Consider the following 17,138-nt stretch of genomic DNA (forward strand, 5'->3'; position numbering starts at 1 on the left):
TAGCCTCACATGAATATGTGATACAAACCTTAAAGAAAAGCTAAAAAATCAAATGATGAAGCTGGTACCTTCCGCTGCCAGATCGGTAGCTGGGAATACAGGACGGCATTCTTCAAGAAAGGGCTCCAGGTGAGTGTATTTGGAGGAGAAATGACCAATCAGCAAGCGTTTCGCTCCTGCCCGGCTCGCTAACGTCGCCGCTTGCACCGTCGTACTATGATATCGTTCGGCCGCCCGGTCAGCCAGGTCATGCAAATAGGTCGTCTCATGATAGACCAGATCTGCCTGCTGCATATATGGCAACAAGCCTTCATCATAAATCGTATCCGCACAGAATACATACTTTTTACCCTTGGGAGGAGGGAGGGTCACCCAGTCATTCTTTACCAGCTTCCCGTCCTTACGGAGATAATCCTCTCCTTCCTGCAAACGGGAAAAATAAGCTGTAGGAATCTCATAAGCCCGCGCCTGTTCAGGGATAATGCGGCGCCTTTTCTTCTGCCATTCAAACGAAAAACCAAAACAAGTAATACGGTGCTGAGTAGGAAAATAGCTGACAGTCAATTCTTTATCTTCTAATATAACCCCGCTGAAGTCTTTTTCCAGCGCTACGAAATGCAGGTCAAATTTCAGAATAGTGGCCGCACAATCCAGCTGCAGCCGGATAATAGCTTCCAGCTCCGCCGGCCCGTAAATAGTAAGCGGCTCCGGCCTGCCCAGCAGACTCAGACTATTGATCAGCCCAATAAGGCCAAAATAGTGATCCCCGTGTAAATGACTGATGAAAATGTGACGAAGTTTGCTGCGACGAATGGCATAACGCGCCATCTGCACCTGCGTTCCTTCCCCGCAATCTATGAGTATAAGCTGGTCATTGAAAGTAAGCACCTGTGCTGTCGGATGACGGTCTGGCGTTGGTATGGCTGAATTATTACCTAAAATTGTTACCGCAAACATGTTCGTATCATAGCACTCCCCGTCCTACAGGAAGCCAAAAAAAGATGGTTAAATGCCGAATGTAAGAAATATTGCGCTCACTTGAGCCAAAGTCCTGTAAGTCAATTACCTTTTATCCATTGCTGGTGGCTTTTATCCGCAAACTGCTGGCGAATGTGAGTCAATATCGTTAATATTATTATCAGGATGGAGCTGCCACCACAGCAATCACCCCCTGAAAAAATGGCTGGTGGACTTCCTGCTATAAAATAATCCGGTATTGTGGCTATAGTGGTGGTTTAGATTGTGAAAAAAAGAATAGTTTGGGTAACTTTTGCTACAAGAGTGGCTGACAAATTAGCATCCCGGGAGCCGTAATTGGGACTTAACCGCATTATTTTTTCTTTGGTATCAATTTTGAAATTATCATCCCTGGAAGTTGTTTTATACAGATATTTTAAATAACATCGTTTCAGGGAACCTTCCTGCAAAAAAACTACTGGAAGATAAGCAACACTTTCCGGCCCTTCTTCGTAAGTAATTTAAACAGACCTTTCCTTCAAACACCCGAAATTATCTTATACCATAAAAGTGTTAGGGTAGCACAAACGATGAAAAAGTAAATCAAAATTATTTGGTAATATTGTATAAGCAAGCCCCCGTAAGGGTTTTATTAAATTTAACTATCTCACCATGGACCAGAATTTTTCACCGCAAGTAAAGGAGATCATTTCATTCAGCAGGGAGGAGGCTTTGCGATTGGGGAATGATTTCATCGGAACAGAACACCTGCTATTGGGTATTATTCGTGAGGGTGAGGGCACCGCAGTAAAAATTCTGCAGGCATTGAACGTAGACCTCTACGAATTACGAAAGGAAGTAGAGTTGGCCGTAAAAGATAAGACCGGAAAGAATATAGCCAATATCAACAGCCTTCCGCTTACAAGGCAGGCAGAAAAGGTGATCAGAGTAACCGTACTCGAAGCAAAAGCACTGAAAAGCGCTACCGTCGAAACGGAACACCTGATGCTGTCAATCCTCAAGAATAAAGAAAACGTTTGTACTCAAATCCTTCAACAGTTTGACGTGGACTACGATACTTTTAAAAACGAACTGGGCTTTGTAAAATCTGCCGATCCGAAAGCAGAGTTTGATGATCCGGGAGAAGAGGAATTTGAAGACGAAAGAAAAAGTTTCGCTTCCAAGGCTAAGCAAACCAATACAAAGTCTAAAACGCCCGTGCTCGACAATTTCGGCCGGGATATCACTAAGCTGGCCGAAAGCGGCAGCCTCGACCCCATCGTGGGTCGCGAGCAGGAGATCGAACGCGTTTCGCAGATACTCTCCCGCCGTAAAAAGAACAACCCCATCCTGATAGGTGAACCCGGCGTGGGTAAAACAGCTATCGTGGAAGGCCTCGCGCTGCGCATCGTGCAGCGTAAGGTATCCCGCGTACTGTTCGACAAACGCGTAGTAAGCCTCGACCTTGCTGCCCTGGTAGCCGGTACCAAATACCGCGGCCAGTTCGAGGAAAGGATGAAGGCCATCATGAACGAACTCGAGAAAAACCGCGATGTGATCCTCTTCATCGATGAGATCCACACCATCGTAGGTGCCGGCGGCGCCTCCGGTTCCCTCGACGCTTCCAACATATTCAAACCAGCACTGGCAAGAGGCGAACTCCAATGCATTGGCGCCTCCACCCTGGATGAATACCGCATGTACATTGAGAAAGATGGTGCCTTAGATCGTCGCTTCCAGAAAGTAATGGTCGATCCTCCTACCGTGGAAGAAACCATCCAGATCCTTAATAACATCAAACCTCGTTATGAAGAATATCATAACGTGAGCTACACAGAAGAGGCCATCGATGCATGTGTAAAACTCAGCGACCGCTACATGACAGACCGTCTGCTGCCCGACAAAGCTATCGACGTACTGGATGAAGTAGGCGCCCGCGTACACCTGAAAAATATCAACGTACCACAAAACATCCTGGACCTCGAAAAACAAATCGAGGACATCAAACAGGAAAAAAATAAAGTCGTAAAAAGCCAACGCTTCGAAGAAGCCGCCGCCCTCCGCGATACCGAAAAGAAACTGGGCGAAGACCTGGAACGCGCTAAAAACGTATGGGAAGAAGAAGTGAAACATAAGCGCTACCCCATCGACGAAGAAGCCATCGCTGAAGTTGTCAGCATGATGACCGGCATCCCGGTAAAGAGAATGGTACAGGCCGAATCCGACAAATTACGCCGCATGGGCGAAGACCTCAAAGGCGCCGTAGTAGGTCAGGACGAAGCTATCAGTAAAGTAACTAAAGCCATCCAGCGTAACCGCGTAGGTCTGAAAGATCCGAAAAAACCAATAGGTACCTTCATATTCCTGGGACCCACCGGCGTCGGTAAAACAGAACTCGCCAAATCACTCGCCCGCTATATGTTCGACTCTGAAGATGCGCTCATCCGTATCGATATGAGTGAATACATGGAGAAATTCTCCGTGAGCAGATTGATCGGCGCACCTCCGGGATACGTAGGTTATGAAGAAGGGGGCCAGCTGACAGAAAAAGTACGCAGAAAACCATACTCTGTCATCCTCCTCGATGAGATCGAAAAAGCCCACCCGGATATCTACAATATCCTCCTCCAGGTACTCGACGATGGTATCCTCACCGATGGCCTGGGCCGTAAAGTGGACTTTAAGAACACACTCATCATCATGACATCCAATATCGGCGTACGTCAGCTGAAAGACTTCGGCGCCGGTGTAGGCTTCACCACCAGCGCAAAAGCTGTCTCCGAAGAAGAAAATACGAAAGCAGTGATCGAAAAAGCACTCAAACGTACTTTCTCTCCCGAGTTCCTCAACCGTATCGATGATGTGATCATCTTTAACTCACTGAGCAAAGAACATATCTACACCATCATCGATATCACCATGACCAGCGTGTTGAAACGTCTGAATAACCTGGGCTTCAGCCTCGAATTGACAGACGACGCCAAAGGATTCCTCGCCGACAAAGGCTACGATTCCCAATTCGGCGCAAGACCCCTGCATAGAGCCATCCAGAAATACCTGGAAGATCCACTGGCAGAGGAAATCCTCAACATGAACATCCACAATGGCGACATACTCATCGCCGACCTGGACAAAGAAAACCAGAAACTGGTGTTCACGCTGAAAAATCCTTCGAAGAGCAAATCTGAGAAGTCCGAAGCATAAGCAATATAGCTTGTCACAAATACAGAGCCGGCTTAAACACCTTGTTTAAGCCGGCTTTTTTTATTGTCTGTCAAATAGATGTGTATATAATGCACAGGTTATGCACATTGAATATGGATATTTAACGATGTCCAAATAACCCCTAAATAACACAGACATGTTACCCAAACCATCCCTCCCCGAAAATAATAACGCCTTCCCTTCCTATTTATCAAGGACCTGTAATACCCGTTATTGCACAGTCCGCACCACTTTTGATCACGAACGAATCCTACCATCTATATCCTTTATTTAATATGATAAAAAAATGGTATGATGATGTTATGGGAAGTTTCTGTTTAAAACGCATTTTTGCCCTACGTAATTGAATGTATAATAGTTGATAATACATTGTTTTTTAGTGTGCATTACGAATATGATTGATCCGGAAAAAGTTCTAATAGGAACTATCTATGCTATCCGGCCTATGTCACGCCAAAATTTTGCCCGATCATATTTATTGAAAAAACCTGTCAGTCAGAATAATCATTAGCAATCAGAAAAATAGTGCCCTACCCGGCACCTTAAATTGATGTGGCTGTCTACAAGACAGACCGTATGAATAATAGAAATTTTATCCCTATACCATGAATAGATCTCTACGTACGCCTGTACGCTTACTCTTCCTATGTGGAGCAGCGTTGCTGTCCACACAGCTGAAAGCACAGCTGAAGATCGGTAACAATCCGTCTTCTATTCAGCGATCCGCCATCCTGGAACTGGAAAGCAACAAACAAGGGCTGTTACTGACCCGCCTCACCAGCTTCGCTGATATTAACACACTCAATCCGCCCGATGGTATGGTCGTATACCTGAAAGATGGTACCCCACAAAGTGGCTTGTATGTACGCCAGGATAATAACTGGGTACGCATGGCCAGCTCCTCCGCAGCCCTCGCCAACTGGGCCCTCAAAGGTAACGCAGGTACCAACCCCCTTACTGACTATATCGGAACCTCAGATGCCGTAAACCTCTCCATCCGCGCCGGTGGAGTAGAAGGTATCTCCGTACTCCCCGCTGGCAACGTACAACTCAAAAAAGTAGATGCCGCTGCCAACACAGATCTGCAGGTACTACTCATCCAGACCAATGGTACCGTAGTACAGAGAGCATTGCCTAAAACCGCCTTCAGCGCCCTGAAAGATGTGATCACCACTACCGCCAGCATCACCAATACCACCTTCAAAGTAACAGAAAATACTACCACCGGTGCCATCTCCATCGATGCGCCGATTATGAACGATCCCGCTACACAGAACTACGGTTTCCTAAGCAAAGCCGACTATGAAAAACTAAAGAACCTCACCTCCGGAACCGGTGCCTTTACGGTAGCCGACTACGTCGCTGCCCTCGCCGCTGGTGAAGAAAAAAGAGCGGCTAAGATCACTTTCGATCCTGCCACACAGAAATATACTTTGCAACTGGCAGCTGCCAGCGCTACACAGGCAGGTATCGTAACCGCCGAAGCACAAACCTTCGCTGGCGATAAGACCTTAAATGATAAACTGCACGTTAAGAAGGCCGTAACCATCGATGATGCACTGACCGTAACTGCCGGCGGCGCTTCTATCAAAGGGAACACCACCTTCGATGGCGCTTCTACCATCACAGGCGCATTGACCTTACCGAAAGCAGATGCAACCGCCATCACAGGCCCTTATAAATTCCTCGTACAAGGTACCGGCAACGTAGTAGAGTCCAGATCTATCGATATCTCCAAACTCGAAAATGGCGTAACCAAGATCACTGACGTAGCTACGAACACTACCGTAGGACCGGACGTACTCTTCAAACCTACCGCTACCGGCGACGACTTCACCATCACCGCCGATGGAACTGCTAAATCCGTGAGCTTCAACCTGCCCGATGCAGGCGCCGATGCCGGTGTACCTGCAAAAAGAGGCGTCGTGTCTACCGCCAAACAGTCTTTCGCGGGTAACAAGAGCTTTAAAAACAACGTAACCGTAGGTGGTGTAGAAGAAGCTAACTCCACCCTCCAGGTGAAAGGTTCTATATCTATGGCCATACGTGAGGTAAAAGGACCCGCTACTACTGCCGTAGCAGAAGATGATAACACCATCCTGGCCGATGCCAGCCTCGGTGCCGTCACCCTCACCTTGCCTGCACCAGCTACCGCCAACGTAGGCCGTATCTATACGATCAAAAAGATCGGTACCGGCGACATCGAAAAAGAAGTGACCATCCAACCCGGTGGCACCGCTAAGATCGAAGGTGGTAGTGACTACAAGATCTACAATGACTGGACCTTCGTTACCGTTCAGACCGACGGTAAGAACTGGTACATCATCAAGAAATAAATGGTAGAAGGATAAATGGGAGCGCTGTGTTTCAGGCAGCGCTCCTGCTCTTTATGGCACTTTATCTTCCCTCACTCCTGTGTAGTCGTATTCCAATCGTTGTTTATGAAATGTTTTGTCGCGCTATGTTCCTACCTGGCACTGACCAGTATGTTACTGGTCAACCTGCAGGCAGATGCTCAGCAGCTAAAGCTGGGCAAAAATCCTAACCAACTGAGAAGAGATGCCATCCTCGAGCTTAACAGTGATAAGCAGGGATTATTGTTACCTCGTATAAACGATACTTTACAGACGCCTATCAATACTGCCGCAGATGGTATGTTGATATTCCTGACTGCTGACAACACCCTACGTGTACGCGCGAACGGTATATGGCAAAAGCTCGTACCAGATGCAAGCACCGGGACGGGCATCAAAACACTGAATGGATTAAATGCAACGGCCCAGACCTTCGCTATCACCAATAACGACGCAGCACTCGCATTCAACTCCACAGGTACCACACATACCCTGAACCTCCCCATAGCAGGTACTACCTATCCCGGCTTATTAAGCATCGTACCGCAGACCATCTCAGGTACCAAAACATTTACCAACGAAGTCCGCATGAATAACGGCCTCAGCGTACTCAATAACGCCGCTGCCAACTTCTCCGGTAATGTGAATATCTCCACACTGACACCAGGATCTCTGCTCTTCGCCGGCGCAGCGGGCACCGTATCGCAAAGCAATGCCGACCTGTTTTGGAATAATACCAACAAGTCAATGGGTATCGGCAATGCCACTCCGGGTAATAAACTGGAGATCAGCGGTGTGGCCAACAGCCCCGTATCCGGCCTCCGCCTCACCGGCCTCGGCACTGCGGCCTTCGCTCCAGGCTTCAGTAGCAATAGGGTACTGTCTGTAAATAACAATGGCGATGTCGTGGTCATCAACAACCCGGCTTCCAGCAACTGGCTCTTCACCGGTAACGCCAACATTGCCAATGGCAGCTTCCTCGGTACCACCGACGACAAAGCCATGGTCATCAAATCAAACAACAACACATTCCTCGAATTCGGCCGCAGACAAACACTTGGCCTGACAATACCTACTATACCCGGATACACCAACAACGACGAAAATGTAATGCACATTCGCTCCACCATGCAGTTTTATTCGCCTACCGCCCTCTTCTACTACCAGCCTAAGTTTTTTATAGATGGTGATGGCGACTTCCGCATGATCGGTAACGCCGGCAGCTCCGACTTCTTTCAATTCGGCGCCACCGGCACCGGCAACAACGGTGGTTTCGATTTCATCATCGGTGATGATGGGGATGAACCGATCGTATTTAAAAGCGATCAATACAACCGTACGCCCCGCCAGCTGGAAATTATGCGCCTGCAAGGGGATAAAGTGGGTATCGGTATGAATGGCGCTACACCAACAGCGAACCTGGATGTAGCAGGTAATGTAAAATTGGGCGATGGCGGTACCGTATTTAATTCTGTTCTGAAAAGCAGACAACGGATAGACGCTACTACCTTCAATGCAGGAAATAATGGTAATCAGAGCGGCACCGCGAATCATACCAGTAACTTTGATGAAAACGGCTTTCGTAAATATCGCTTTAACATAGATGGCGTAACTGCAGATGCAGCTATCATCGCCAATCCCCGCGTAGACCTTTCTACCAAACGTATTGCCGTTGCATATGCTCGCGTGGTGTCTGCCGGAGTAGTAGAGATCACGTTCACGACCTCCGGCCCCACAGGCGTGGCAATGGGCACTTTCGATATAGATATTACAGCTATCAACTTTTAATACGTCAATTGAAACAGGTATATAAAATAGTCGTTGCCGCCTGCTGGTGGATACTGCAAACCCTCGTGGCGCAAGCCCAGCAGGGCGTGTACGTGCCCGCTGGAGGTAAGGTATTCCTGACAGGAGATGTGCCAGTTTCAATTTATGGTAATGTATACAACGACGGGACGATCGGATCTACCCCGCAATCCGTATTACACTTCTTCGGTAAATATTGGACCAATGCAGATGGAAGTAGCCTCCACGACGAAAGCCCCGATGGACTCAGCGGCAAAGGTGGCCTCTTCCGCTTCAGCGCCAATAACCCCCTCTACAACAATATCGGACAACAGATCGTCTACGGTGGCTATAATATCGCCGCTGGCAACGGTCCCAGTTTTCCCAACCTGGAACTCAACAACCCGGCCGGCCTGCAACTAGCCGACCTGAGCGACCTCAAGATCCGTAACCACCTCCAGCTGGGCAACGGACATATATTCCTCAATGGCTGGAACCTGATGGTAGGACACAACAATCCCGGTAGTATCGCAGGGTACAGCGACCGCAGTTTCGTAGTAACCGGTACCGAAATGGCCGGTGGCTTCCTCTATCGCGCCCGCCTGGGCAGCACCGCCGATACCATCGTATATCCTATCGGTACCGGCGCCGGCAACTACTCTCCGGCAGCAATCATCTACAGCGGTGCCACCGATGATTTTAAAGCCAGGGTATTCGATAAGGTATATAGCGGCGGTAGCAACGGACAACTGATCCCCGATAGCTTCGTTAACAAGACCTGGAACATCGGCCGGCAAAAACCTGCCAACAACGAAGTCAATGTACTCCTGCAACATATGAATGCAGACGAACCATTGCTCTACCAGCAATACAGGGGAGAAAGCTATATCAGCCGCTACACCAGCGGAGGATGGGAACGCCTGCAAACCCTGGAAGGACAACAACAACCCGGCCGCCTTAGTACCTTACCCTTGCAAAAACCCGCTACCTTACATGCCCGCCTCTTTGCCGGTGGCATCAATACCAGCGACCTCTTTGCTAAAACAGCACTGATCAAAACACAACCGCCGGTAGCTTTCCTGTCCTTCGAAGCCTACCGCATATCTGCCGAACGGGTGCAGCTGGACTGGTCTACCAAATGGGAAATCAACAACCAGCACTTCGAACTGGAACGCCGCCTGGAAAATGAAACCGAATTCACTCGAATCGCTACCCTACCGACCAAAGCCCCAGGCGGTAACAGCAGCCAGCGCCTCAACTATACCTACCAAGACCCGAACGATTTCGATGGCTGGAGCTACTATCGCGTAAAAGCCGTCAACAACAGGGGCGACTACGTATACAGCGAAATAAGAGCCGTAGCGCCATTCATCCAGATCGTCGTATTCCCGAACCCCAACTTCGGCCAGTTCAAAGTACGGATACGGGGTATCAGAAGTGTACTGATGATGCAACTGTATGATACCTGGGGACAAGTGATCCGCCAGAAAGAAATACAACGCGATGGCGAAGTACAGATATTGGATATGCCTAAAGGAATGTACATCCTCGTGTTATATCATAAAGGCACCCAACAGGTGGCATTCAGGCAAAAGGTGATCGTCATAGACCGCTGATGAGCACAGGACCTGACAGTGATGCAACTGTCAGGTTTTTTCCTTTATTTTGTACTGTCTTTCACGAATGCATATCACTGCGCTATAAAATCGGGGTTTTGAAAAAAATAATAATCACAATAGACGGATACTCTTCCTGTGGGAAAAGCACTTTGGCCAAACAATTAGCCAAAGAACTGGATTATGTGTATATCGACACAGGAGCAATGTACCGCGCTATCACCCTCTATTTTATGCAGCAACGCGTAGACTGGACCGATGAAACCGCCGTAAAGACAGCCCTGCGCAATATCCACCTCGAGTTCGAATACAATGCCGCCAGCGGCCAATCAGAAATGCACCTGAACGGAGAGAACGTAGAACACCTCATCCGCGAAATGCTGGTCGCCGAAAAAGTAAGCGAAGTAGCCGCCGTAGGCGCCGTACGCGAATTCGCCGTCGCCCAGCAACAAAAAATGGGCACTCGTAAAGGCATCGTCATGGATGGCCGCGATATCGGTACCGTCGTATTCCCACAAGCAGAACTGAAGATATTTATGACCGCAGATACCGCTATCCGCGTAGAACGCAGGTTCAAAGAAATGTACGCAAAGAATAAACAGATCACCATCCAGGAAGTAAAGGAAAATATCGAACTCAGAGATTTTATCGATACCAACCGCGAAATCAGCCCCCTCAGAAAAGCAGAAGATGCCATCATACTGGATAATAGTCAGCTCAACCCTGATGAACAAATGCAATTGGTGATGCAATGGGTGGAAGATGCAGTAATGGCGCACTCCTCCTGATATTTAATTTCCATTTTCTAAAAAGGTTTACTACATTTGTGACGCATGCCACGCGCATATGCGTGGGACCCTAAATAATTTTCCACATCCTGCAGAATGACCTTATACAGCGTTTGTGTTGTTAAGTCAATCCCTTTTTGATCATACTACACTACACTATAATATATTTTCACCTATCCATCCTGAAAAGCCAACATCGGTTTGTGTGATCAGTAACTGATCTTGGTATGAATACGTATGTCCGGACGGTCAACCACCGGTATACAGTGTTGAGCACTACGTAAGTCCCGGGACTTTCGTTATCAGCTATCCGAACAATCGCATTTCAAATAAATAACTGCACGCATGTTGCCATGTCGTGCATATAAACTTAATGTGGGGCAGCCTGCTCGTCAGTCTGTTCCATGTTTTCAGTAGGTGTATTCGGTTAATAGGAAGAAGGGGCGAATTCTTTCGCCCTTTCGCTATTTTTAACTGCCAGGGCCACAGCAAATAAATCCTTATTTTATTATTAACTTGTGAAGGTTCTATCGTCCTAACTATCAATGCCTGGTGTATATGTTTTACTAATAGTGGCCTTCCTCCTGGGAGTAAATACGCAAGCCCGTACACAACCTGCTATCCATATAGGTCAAATGATGGACTCCGCCAGATCAATGCCCAACGATACGGCAAAAGTAAACTGGCTGGTAGAAAAAGGTAAAAGTACAGCCCGGTATTACGACTCCCGTAAAGAAGACAACCCCTTCCTCAGAGATGCAATCGCCCTGGGATTAAAGATCAAATATCCCCGCGGACTGGCAGTCGCATACAACGAAACCGGTACCTCCCGCCGAAATCGATCAGAATACATTCTAGCCGCCGACTACCACGAAAAAGCTCTCAAATACGCAGAAGACGCCAAAGATGACCCGCTCATCTGCTTCGTACTCAATAACCTCGGTGTCGACAACCGCCGCCTGGAAAAATTACAACCCGCCTTCAACTATCACCTGCGTGCACTCCATATCGCCGAACGCATCAACGACCTCCGCAATATCTGCGTCGCCACCAACAGCATCGGCAACATAGAACTTTCCTTACACCAGTACCAATCCGCTGTCGACCACTTCAATAAAGCCCTCGCACTGGAAAAAACACGCGAAAACAACCTTGGTATTGCCATTAATCTTGGTAACTTAGGATACGCTTACCAGGGACTGGGGAAATTATCACTGGCTATCGAATACTTTAAAAAATCACTGGCTATCAACCAGCAAATGCCGGATACCACCGGTATCGTAATCTGCTATAACGCGCTGGGGGCCGCCTGCCAGGAGATAAAAGACTATGCCGCTGCCATGGAATACCTGCAGCTCGCCCTGAAGATCAACAACAGCGTAGCCGACAAAATACACCTGGCAGAAAGCTATCTGAATATAGGTAAACTGTTAAGTGCTCAGGGCAAACACGACGAAGCCCGCACCAATATACAGGAATCCATCCATATCAGTAACCGCTGGCGGTTCAACTACATGCTGATGGAAGCCTATAAAGCACTGGCCGCAGACTATAAACAAAATGATGAATTCGAAGCATCCCTGGCCGCACAAGACCGGTCACTGGCATACAAGGATAGCATACTAGACGAGAAATCTACACTGGCACTGGCACAAATGCATGCCATCTACGAAGTGGACCGCAAAGACAACCAGATCCGGACACTCGAACATGACAACCTGATGGGTAACCTACGGACAAGAAGAAACGTAGTATATACCTTAACGTTGGCAGGTTTCCTCCTGATGTTGACAATTGGTGGTTTTTTCTACATCAGGCATCGTAACTTGCAGGCCAATAAACAAACACTGCAACTCGAACTAAGGTCGCTTAGAGCACAAATGAATCCACATTTTATATTCAACTCATTAAGCTCTATACACCGTTATATCTGGAGCAATAACCAGGAAGAAGCATCCGACTACCTGACCAAATTCTCCAAACTAATGAGGATGATACTGGACAACTCCCAGCATACCTTCATCTCACTGAATAAAGAGCTGGAATCATTACGGCTCTATATGGACCTGGAACAATTAAGATGTAATAACGCATTCGAATATACTATTACCATAGACGATGCCATCAATGAAGAAGATGTGATGATACCGCCTATGATCATTCAACCTTATGTGGAAAACGCCATCTGGCACGGACTGGTGCCCAGAACAGAAAAAGGACGGCTCGATATCAACATCGCACTCAATGGCAAACGGCTGGAATGCACTGTCACCGATAATGGCATAGGCCGCAAAAAGGCAATGGAGATCAAAGAAAGAAAAGGACAAGCCCATCAGTCCATGGGAATGAAAGTAACAGAAGGAAGGATCGACCTGATACGAAAGATCAATAATACGAAAGACGCGAATATAACGGTCACGGATCTCCAGGATCGTGACGGCCACCCAACGGGGACGAGGGTGGGAATAGTTTTACCTGTTGAGTTTATATTTTAAAAACCAAATCTACGCGCATGAGCGAAATCAAAGCAATCATCGTTGATGATGAACAACACTGTGTTGACGCTTTGCAGACTATGTTAGAAAAGAAATGTCCGGAAGTCATGGTGGTAGGAAAAGCACATAACGTAAAAGATGCCCGCCTGCTGGTAGACGAATTACAGCCGGATCTCGTATTCCTGGACGTAGAAATGCCCTATCAGAACGGTTTCGAACTCCTGCGACAATACGAAAAGGTCCAGTTCGAAGTGATCTTTACCACCGCATTCGAACAATATGCCCTGAAGGCCATCAAGTTCAACGCACTCGACTACCTGCTTAAACCCTTCAGCGTAAAAGAACTACAGGAAGCAGTTCAGAAATGCCGGGAACGCCACGAACAAAGACAACCTACCTCCACCTCGCCACTGGACATCTTCTTACAAAACATGCGCACCGTACACCAGACACATAAGAAGATCGCCCTGCCTACCATCAACGGCCTGGTTTTTATGCCCGTACAAAACATCGTACGCTGCGAATCAACAGGCAACTATACCCGTATCTTTTTTACAGACAAAAAACACCTGATGGTATCAAGACCATTGAAAGAATTTGAAGAACTACTCACAGATGTCGACTTCTTTCGTATTCACAACTCACACCTCATCAACCTCCAACAAATGCAGTCCTACATACAGGGAGAAGGTGGCTATGCACTCATGAGCGATGGCACCCAGGTCGAAGTCTCCCGCCGCCGGAAAGCCGAATTCCTGAAAAGAGCCATGCAATTCTAAGCCAGATTTACAATTTTTTATGCCAGTTATAGCACATTAGCCACCGGATATTAATTGACAGTTGCATAACGCTTTGCAGCGCAGTACTTTTGCACTAATAAGGGACACTAAACGGGGAATTATAAAAGAAGATTATCGTACAACAGAGGATTTGCACACACACAACTTTACAGGGACACATCGTATTTTCTCAGCATAAACATATTGGAACCTAATATATTTTTTTCTCAGCATGATGAGTATTAGCCCCAAAGAAAAAAGGCGCCTGCAAAGGCGTCTTTTTTGTTAGCTATCATCCATAAGATAAGCAGGCCGGCAATAACACCGGCCCTCCGTATTAAAAAGCTTTAGCCGCTTCGTCTGCCATATATTCCAAATCATAGAAAGACAGCAACCGCCGGATCACCCCCTCCACCAAAGCATCCGGACAAGAAGCCCCGCTGGTCAGCAATATATCCACCTGCTCCTTCGCCGGCAGGTATCCCGTACTATAACGCTCACTGCGCTCGTGAAAATCCCAGTGAGATATCTCGTTGTCAGACAATAACTTCTCCTCCGAAGAAATAAAGTACGTCGGCAACTGCTCCTCACAAAGCTCCACCAGGTGAGAGGTATTGGAACTGTTATACCCACCTACCACGATAGCCAGGTCGGCAGGCATCTCCAGCATGCCTATTACCGCACTCTGGTTATCGTTGGTCGCATAACAAAGCGTATCCCTGGTATCCGCAAAACGACTGCCCACCGTATCATCAGTCAGATCATAGTGACTGATCATCACACCCTTTATAAAATCTGCAATGGCCTGGGTCTCCGTCGCCAGCATAGTCGTCTGGTTCACCACACCCACCCGTTGCAAATCCTTAATTACATCAAAACCAGGAGAGAACTGCCCCTGGAAGGCCGCCTCAAAATCAGCCGCCGGACGTTCTCCGGTAATAAAAGCAGACAACAACTGCGCCTCTTCCATATCTTTCACCACCACCGTAGGCGTAATATGACGGCTATGAGAAAAGGTCGCCCTGGTCTCCTCATGCCCGGGCTTACCGTGTACGATCACCGTATACTGCTTCTGACCGATCTGTTCCGCCTTATTCCACACCCGCTCCACAAACGGACAGGTCGTATTGTATTGCAATGGGGTGATCCCCACAGAAGACAGCTTCTCCTCAATCTCCAGCGTCGTGCCAAATGCAGGAATGATCACAATATCATCCGGCAACAACGACTCCCAAGGTACCAACTGCCGCCCGCTGGTGTCCATAATGAAAGATACCCCCTTGGCTAACAGATCGTTATTGACGTGAGGATTGTGGATCATCTCACTTAACAGAAAGATCCGCTTCCCGGGATTTTCCTCCAGCGTACGGAAAGCAATCTCTATAGCATTCTCCACCCCGTAACAAAAACCGAAATGACGGGCCAGCATGATCCTGATAGGGCCAAAATCCAATATAGTAGGTGTAAAATCCTTCTTCATCCGGTCCTGCTGCTTACGCCTGTTCTTAATGGCTGTGATCAGCGGACTACGGTATATGATCGGAACGTTGAACGTTTTCATGTATCCTGACGATTAAAAGTACACAACGCCCCCGGCGCCGTGTGGTAAATTTCCCTGCAACTAGGCAGGCAGCTTCCTCATTGGTCAATTCAATGACCAAAGGTACACCTTTGCAGTAAAAATGTGTAAGGATTACACCGGCAACTGCAACTTGCCGGCAGACAGCAGGCTACTCCTGGCTCATTTTGTCCAGCCACGCTTTTTCCTCCGGACTGAGACTGTGCATACCATTTTCGTTGATCTTATCCAACAGCTGATCCAACCGCAATTGCTTATTCTCGTCCTGTTTTTTTACCACCTTCAGCGGCGACTTCTTTGGCTTAAACGAACGATTACCATTGGTAGCTGGTTGGGCCATCCGTATGGCAGCCATCTTCTCAAACAACAGTATCAGCGGCTGGCAGAGGTCTGTACCTGATTGCAGTATCTTGATATAAGAAAAACCCAGCAACGCACCACCCAGGTGAGCAATAATACCCCCCATATTACCATCCGGAATGGAAATGATATCCAGGATAATAATGGCAATCGCCAGCCATTTCAACCGTACCGAACCAATGAATAACAAACCGATCTGGTAGTTGGGCATCAGCGTAGCACACGCAATCAACATACACATCACCGCCGCAGAAGCACCGATCATAGTACTGTCAACACCAGGATGGATAATAAAGTAACTGCCCATGAACAGCAACGCCCCGGTAATACCCCCCAGTAAATAAAGCGGTAACACCCGGCGATTGCCCAGGAAAGAACGAAACAGGTTACCAAACCAATACAGATTCAGCATGTTGAATAATATGTGGAAAATGGCCACATGGGAGAACATATAAGTGAACAGTCCCCAAGGCCGGCGTATAAACGCCTCCGGCGCCGCATGAAAAGCCATCTGATCATACAGGAAACCAAATACAGCACCTGAAGAGGGAGAAATATAGTTGACGAGCCGGGCTATACCCAGCAGGAGAAAAATAAGAATATTCCAGAAAAGCAGGTGGTTAACGGTATTGCCCTGCCTTAACCAGTAACTGACATCGGATTGAATAGAAGTGCCGTTCATACCTGAAAATTACAGCAAATTTTGATTTCAGACATCGAAAAAAAGCAGCCCTTTTATGCCACTATCTTTCTGTGTCAGTGGGTGTAACAGCCATGAAGATAACATAAAATCCGGCGGTAACGGCCCTGTCTATACGGGCTGCTACCACCTCCCTGCAAGGAAGGGGGGAGTAGGGCAAAATGGTATTGCTTTTGGCCATTTATGCCCAAATTTGCTACAAGAGACAGCAATATTTATAGTTTTGTAGTGCTATTTTAACTTGTCTAGCCGTGAGGAGAGTACCGGGCGGGCATGCCAGGTATTTATTCATTAATATATATATTGATGGTAAACTGTAATAGTCTAATATATCAGGAGATAGAAGGGGAGGGGCCTGCCGCCAGGGATCCGGTAGCAAAAAACCGTTAAAAAGCTGGTAAATAGGGCAGTTTGAATAGGTTAATACAGTAGAAAAGCGTATCTTTGCCCTCCCCTAAAAAGGGAGTCTCAGGATCGACATTCCTGGGATTTAAACCAAA

General features: G+C 47.5%; 10 protein-coding genes. 7 read left to right on the forward strand and 3 right to left on the reverse strand.

What is annotated here, in order from left to right; translation table 11 throughout:
• Positions 1-48 precede the first annotated feature (48 nt).
• The gene (locus tag KTO58_RS01480) at positions 49-957 is read right to left on the reverse strand and encodes a ribonuclease Z (protein WP_095841080.1); all 909 of its coding nucleotides are present in this window, start codon (positions 955-957) and stop codon (positions 49-51) included.
• Positions 958-1,629: 672 nt separating this feature from the next.
• Between KTO58_RS01480 and KTO58_RS01485 the strand changes: the two genes are divergently transcribed.
• From KTO58_RS01485 to KTO58_RS01515, 7 genes are all read left to right on the forward strand, one after another.
• A complete protein-coding gene (locus KTO58_RS01485; RefSeq protein WP_095841079.1) occupies positions 1,630-4,161 on the forward strand; it encodes an ATP-dependent Clp protease ATP-binding subunit in 2,532 nt (843 codons plus the stop codon).
• A gap of 626 nt (positions 4,162-4,787) precedes the next feature.
• Positions 4,788-6,518, forward strand: a complete 1,731-nt coding sequence (locus tag KTO58_RS01490) for a phage tail-like protein (protein WP_095841078.1) — start codon at positions 4,788-4,790, stop codon at positions 6,516-6,518.
• Positions 6,519-6,623: 105 nt separating this feature from the next.
• Positions 6,624-8,324: a phage tail-like protein gene (locus KTO58_RS01495; protein ID WP_157753274.1), complete on the forward strand. Its 1,701-nt coding sequence runs from the start codon at positions 6,624-6,626 to the stop codon at positions 8,322-8,324.
• Positions 8,325-8,332: 8 nt separating this feature from the next.
• On the forward strand, positions 8,333-9,937 hold the full coding sequence (locus KTO58_RS01500; protein ID WP_225860008.1) for a T9SS type A sorting domain-containing protein: 1,605 nt from the start codon (positions 8,333-8,335) through the stop codon (positions 9,935-9,937).
• A gap of 98 nt (positions 9,938-10,035) precedes the next feature.
• Positions 10,036-10,725, forward strand: coding sequence for a (d)CMP kinase (gene cmk / locus KTO58_RS01505; protein ID WP_198315057.1), 690 nt, complete (start codon positions 10,036-10,038; stop codon positions 10,723-10,725).
• A gap of 545 nt (positions 10,726-11,270) precedes the next feature.
• On the forward strand, positions 11,271-13,220 hold the full coding sequence (locus tag KTO58_RS01510) for a tetratricopeptide repeat-containing sensor histidine kinase (protein ID WP_095841074.1): 1,950 nt from the start codon (positions 11,271-11,273) through the stop codon (positions 13,218-13,220).
• A gap of 17 nt (positions 13,221-13,237) precedes the next feature.
• Positions 13,238-13,999 carry a LytR/AlgR family response regulator transcription factor gene (locus tag KTO58_RS01515; protein WP_095841073.1) on the forward strand — a complete coding sequence of 254 codons (762 nt, stop codon included), beginning with the start codon at positions 13,238-13,240 and terminating at the stop codon, positions 13,997-13,999.
• 337 nt (positions 14,000-14,336) lie between these two features.
• Here KTO58_RS01515 and KTO58_RS01520 read toward each other — a convergent pair whose 3' ends face one another.
• Positions 14,337-15,560: a 4-hydroxy-3-methylbut-2-enyl diphosphate reductase gene (locus tag KTO58_RS01520; protein WP_095841072.1), complete on the reverse strand. Its 1,224-nt coding sequence runs from the start codon at positions 15,558-15,560 to the stop codon at positions 14,337-14,339.
• 169 nt (positions 15,561-15,729) lie between these two features.
• Complete coding sequence (locus KTO58_RS01525) at positions 15,730-16,620, reverse strand: rhomboid family intramembrane serine protease (RefSeq protein WP_095841071.1); 891 nt, start codon at positions 16,618-16,620, stop codon at positions 15,730-15,732.
• Positions 16,621-17,138 lie beyond the last annotated feature (518 nt).

Source organism: Chitinophaga pendula, assembly GCF_020386615.1.
Classification (GTDB): domain Bacteria; phylum Bacteroidota; class Bacteroidia; order Chitinophagales; family Chitinophagaceae; genus Chitinophaga; species Chitinophaga pendula.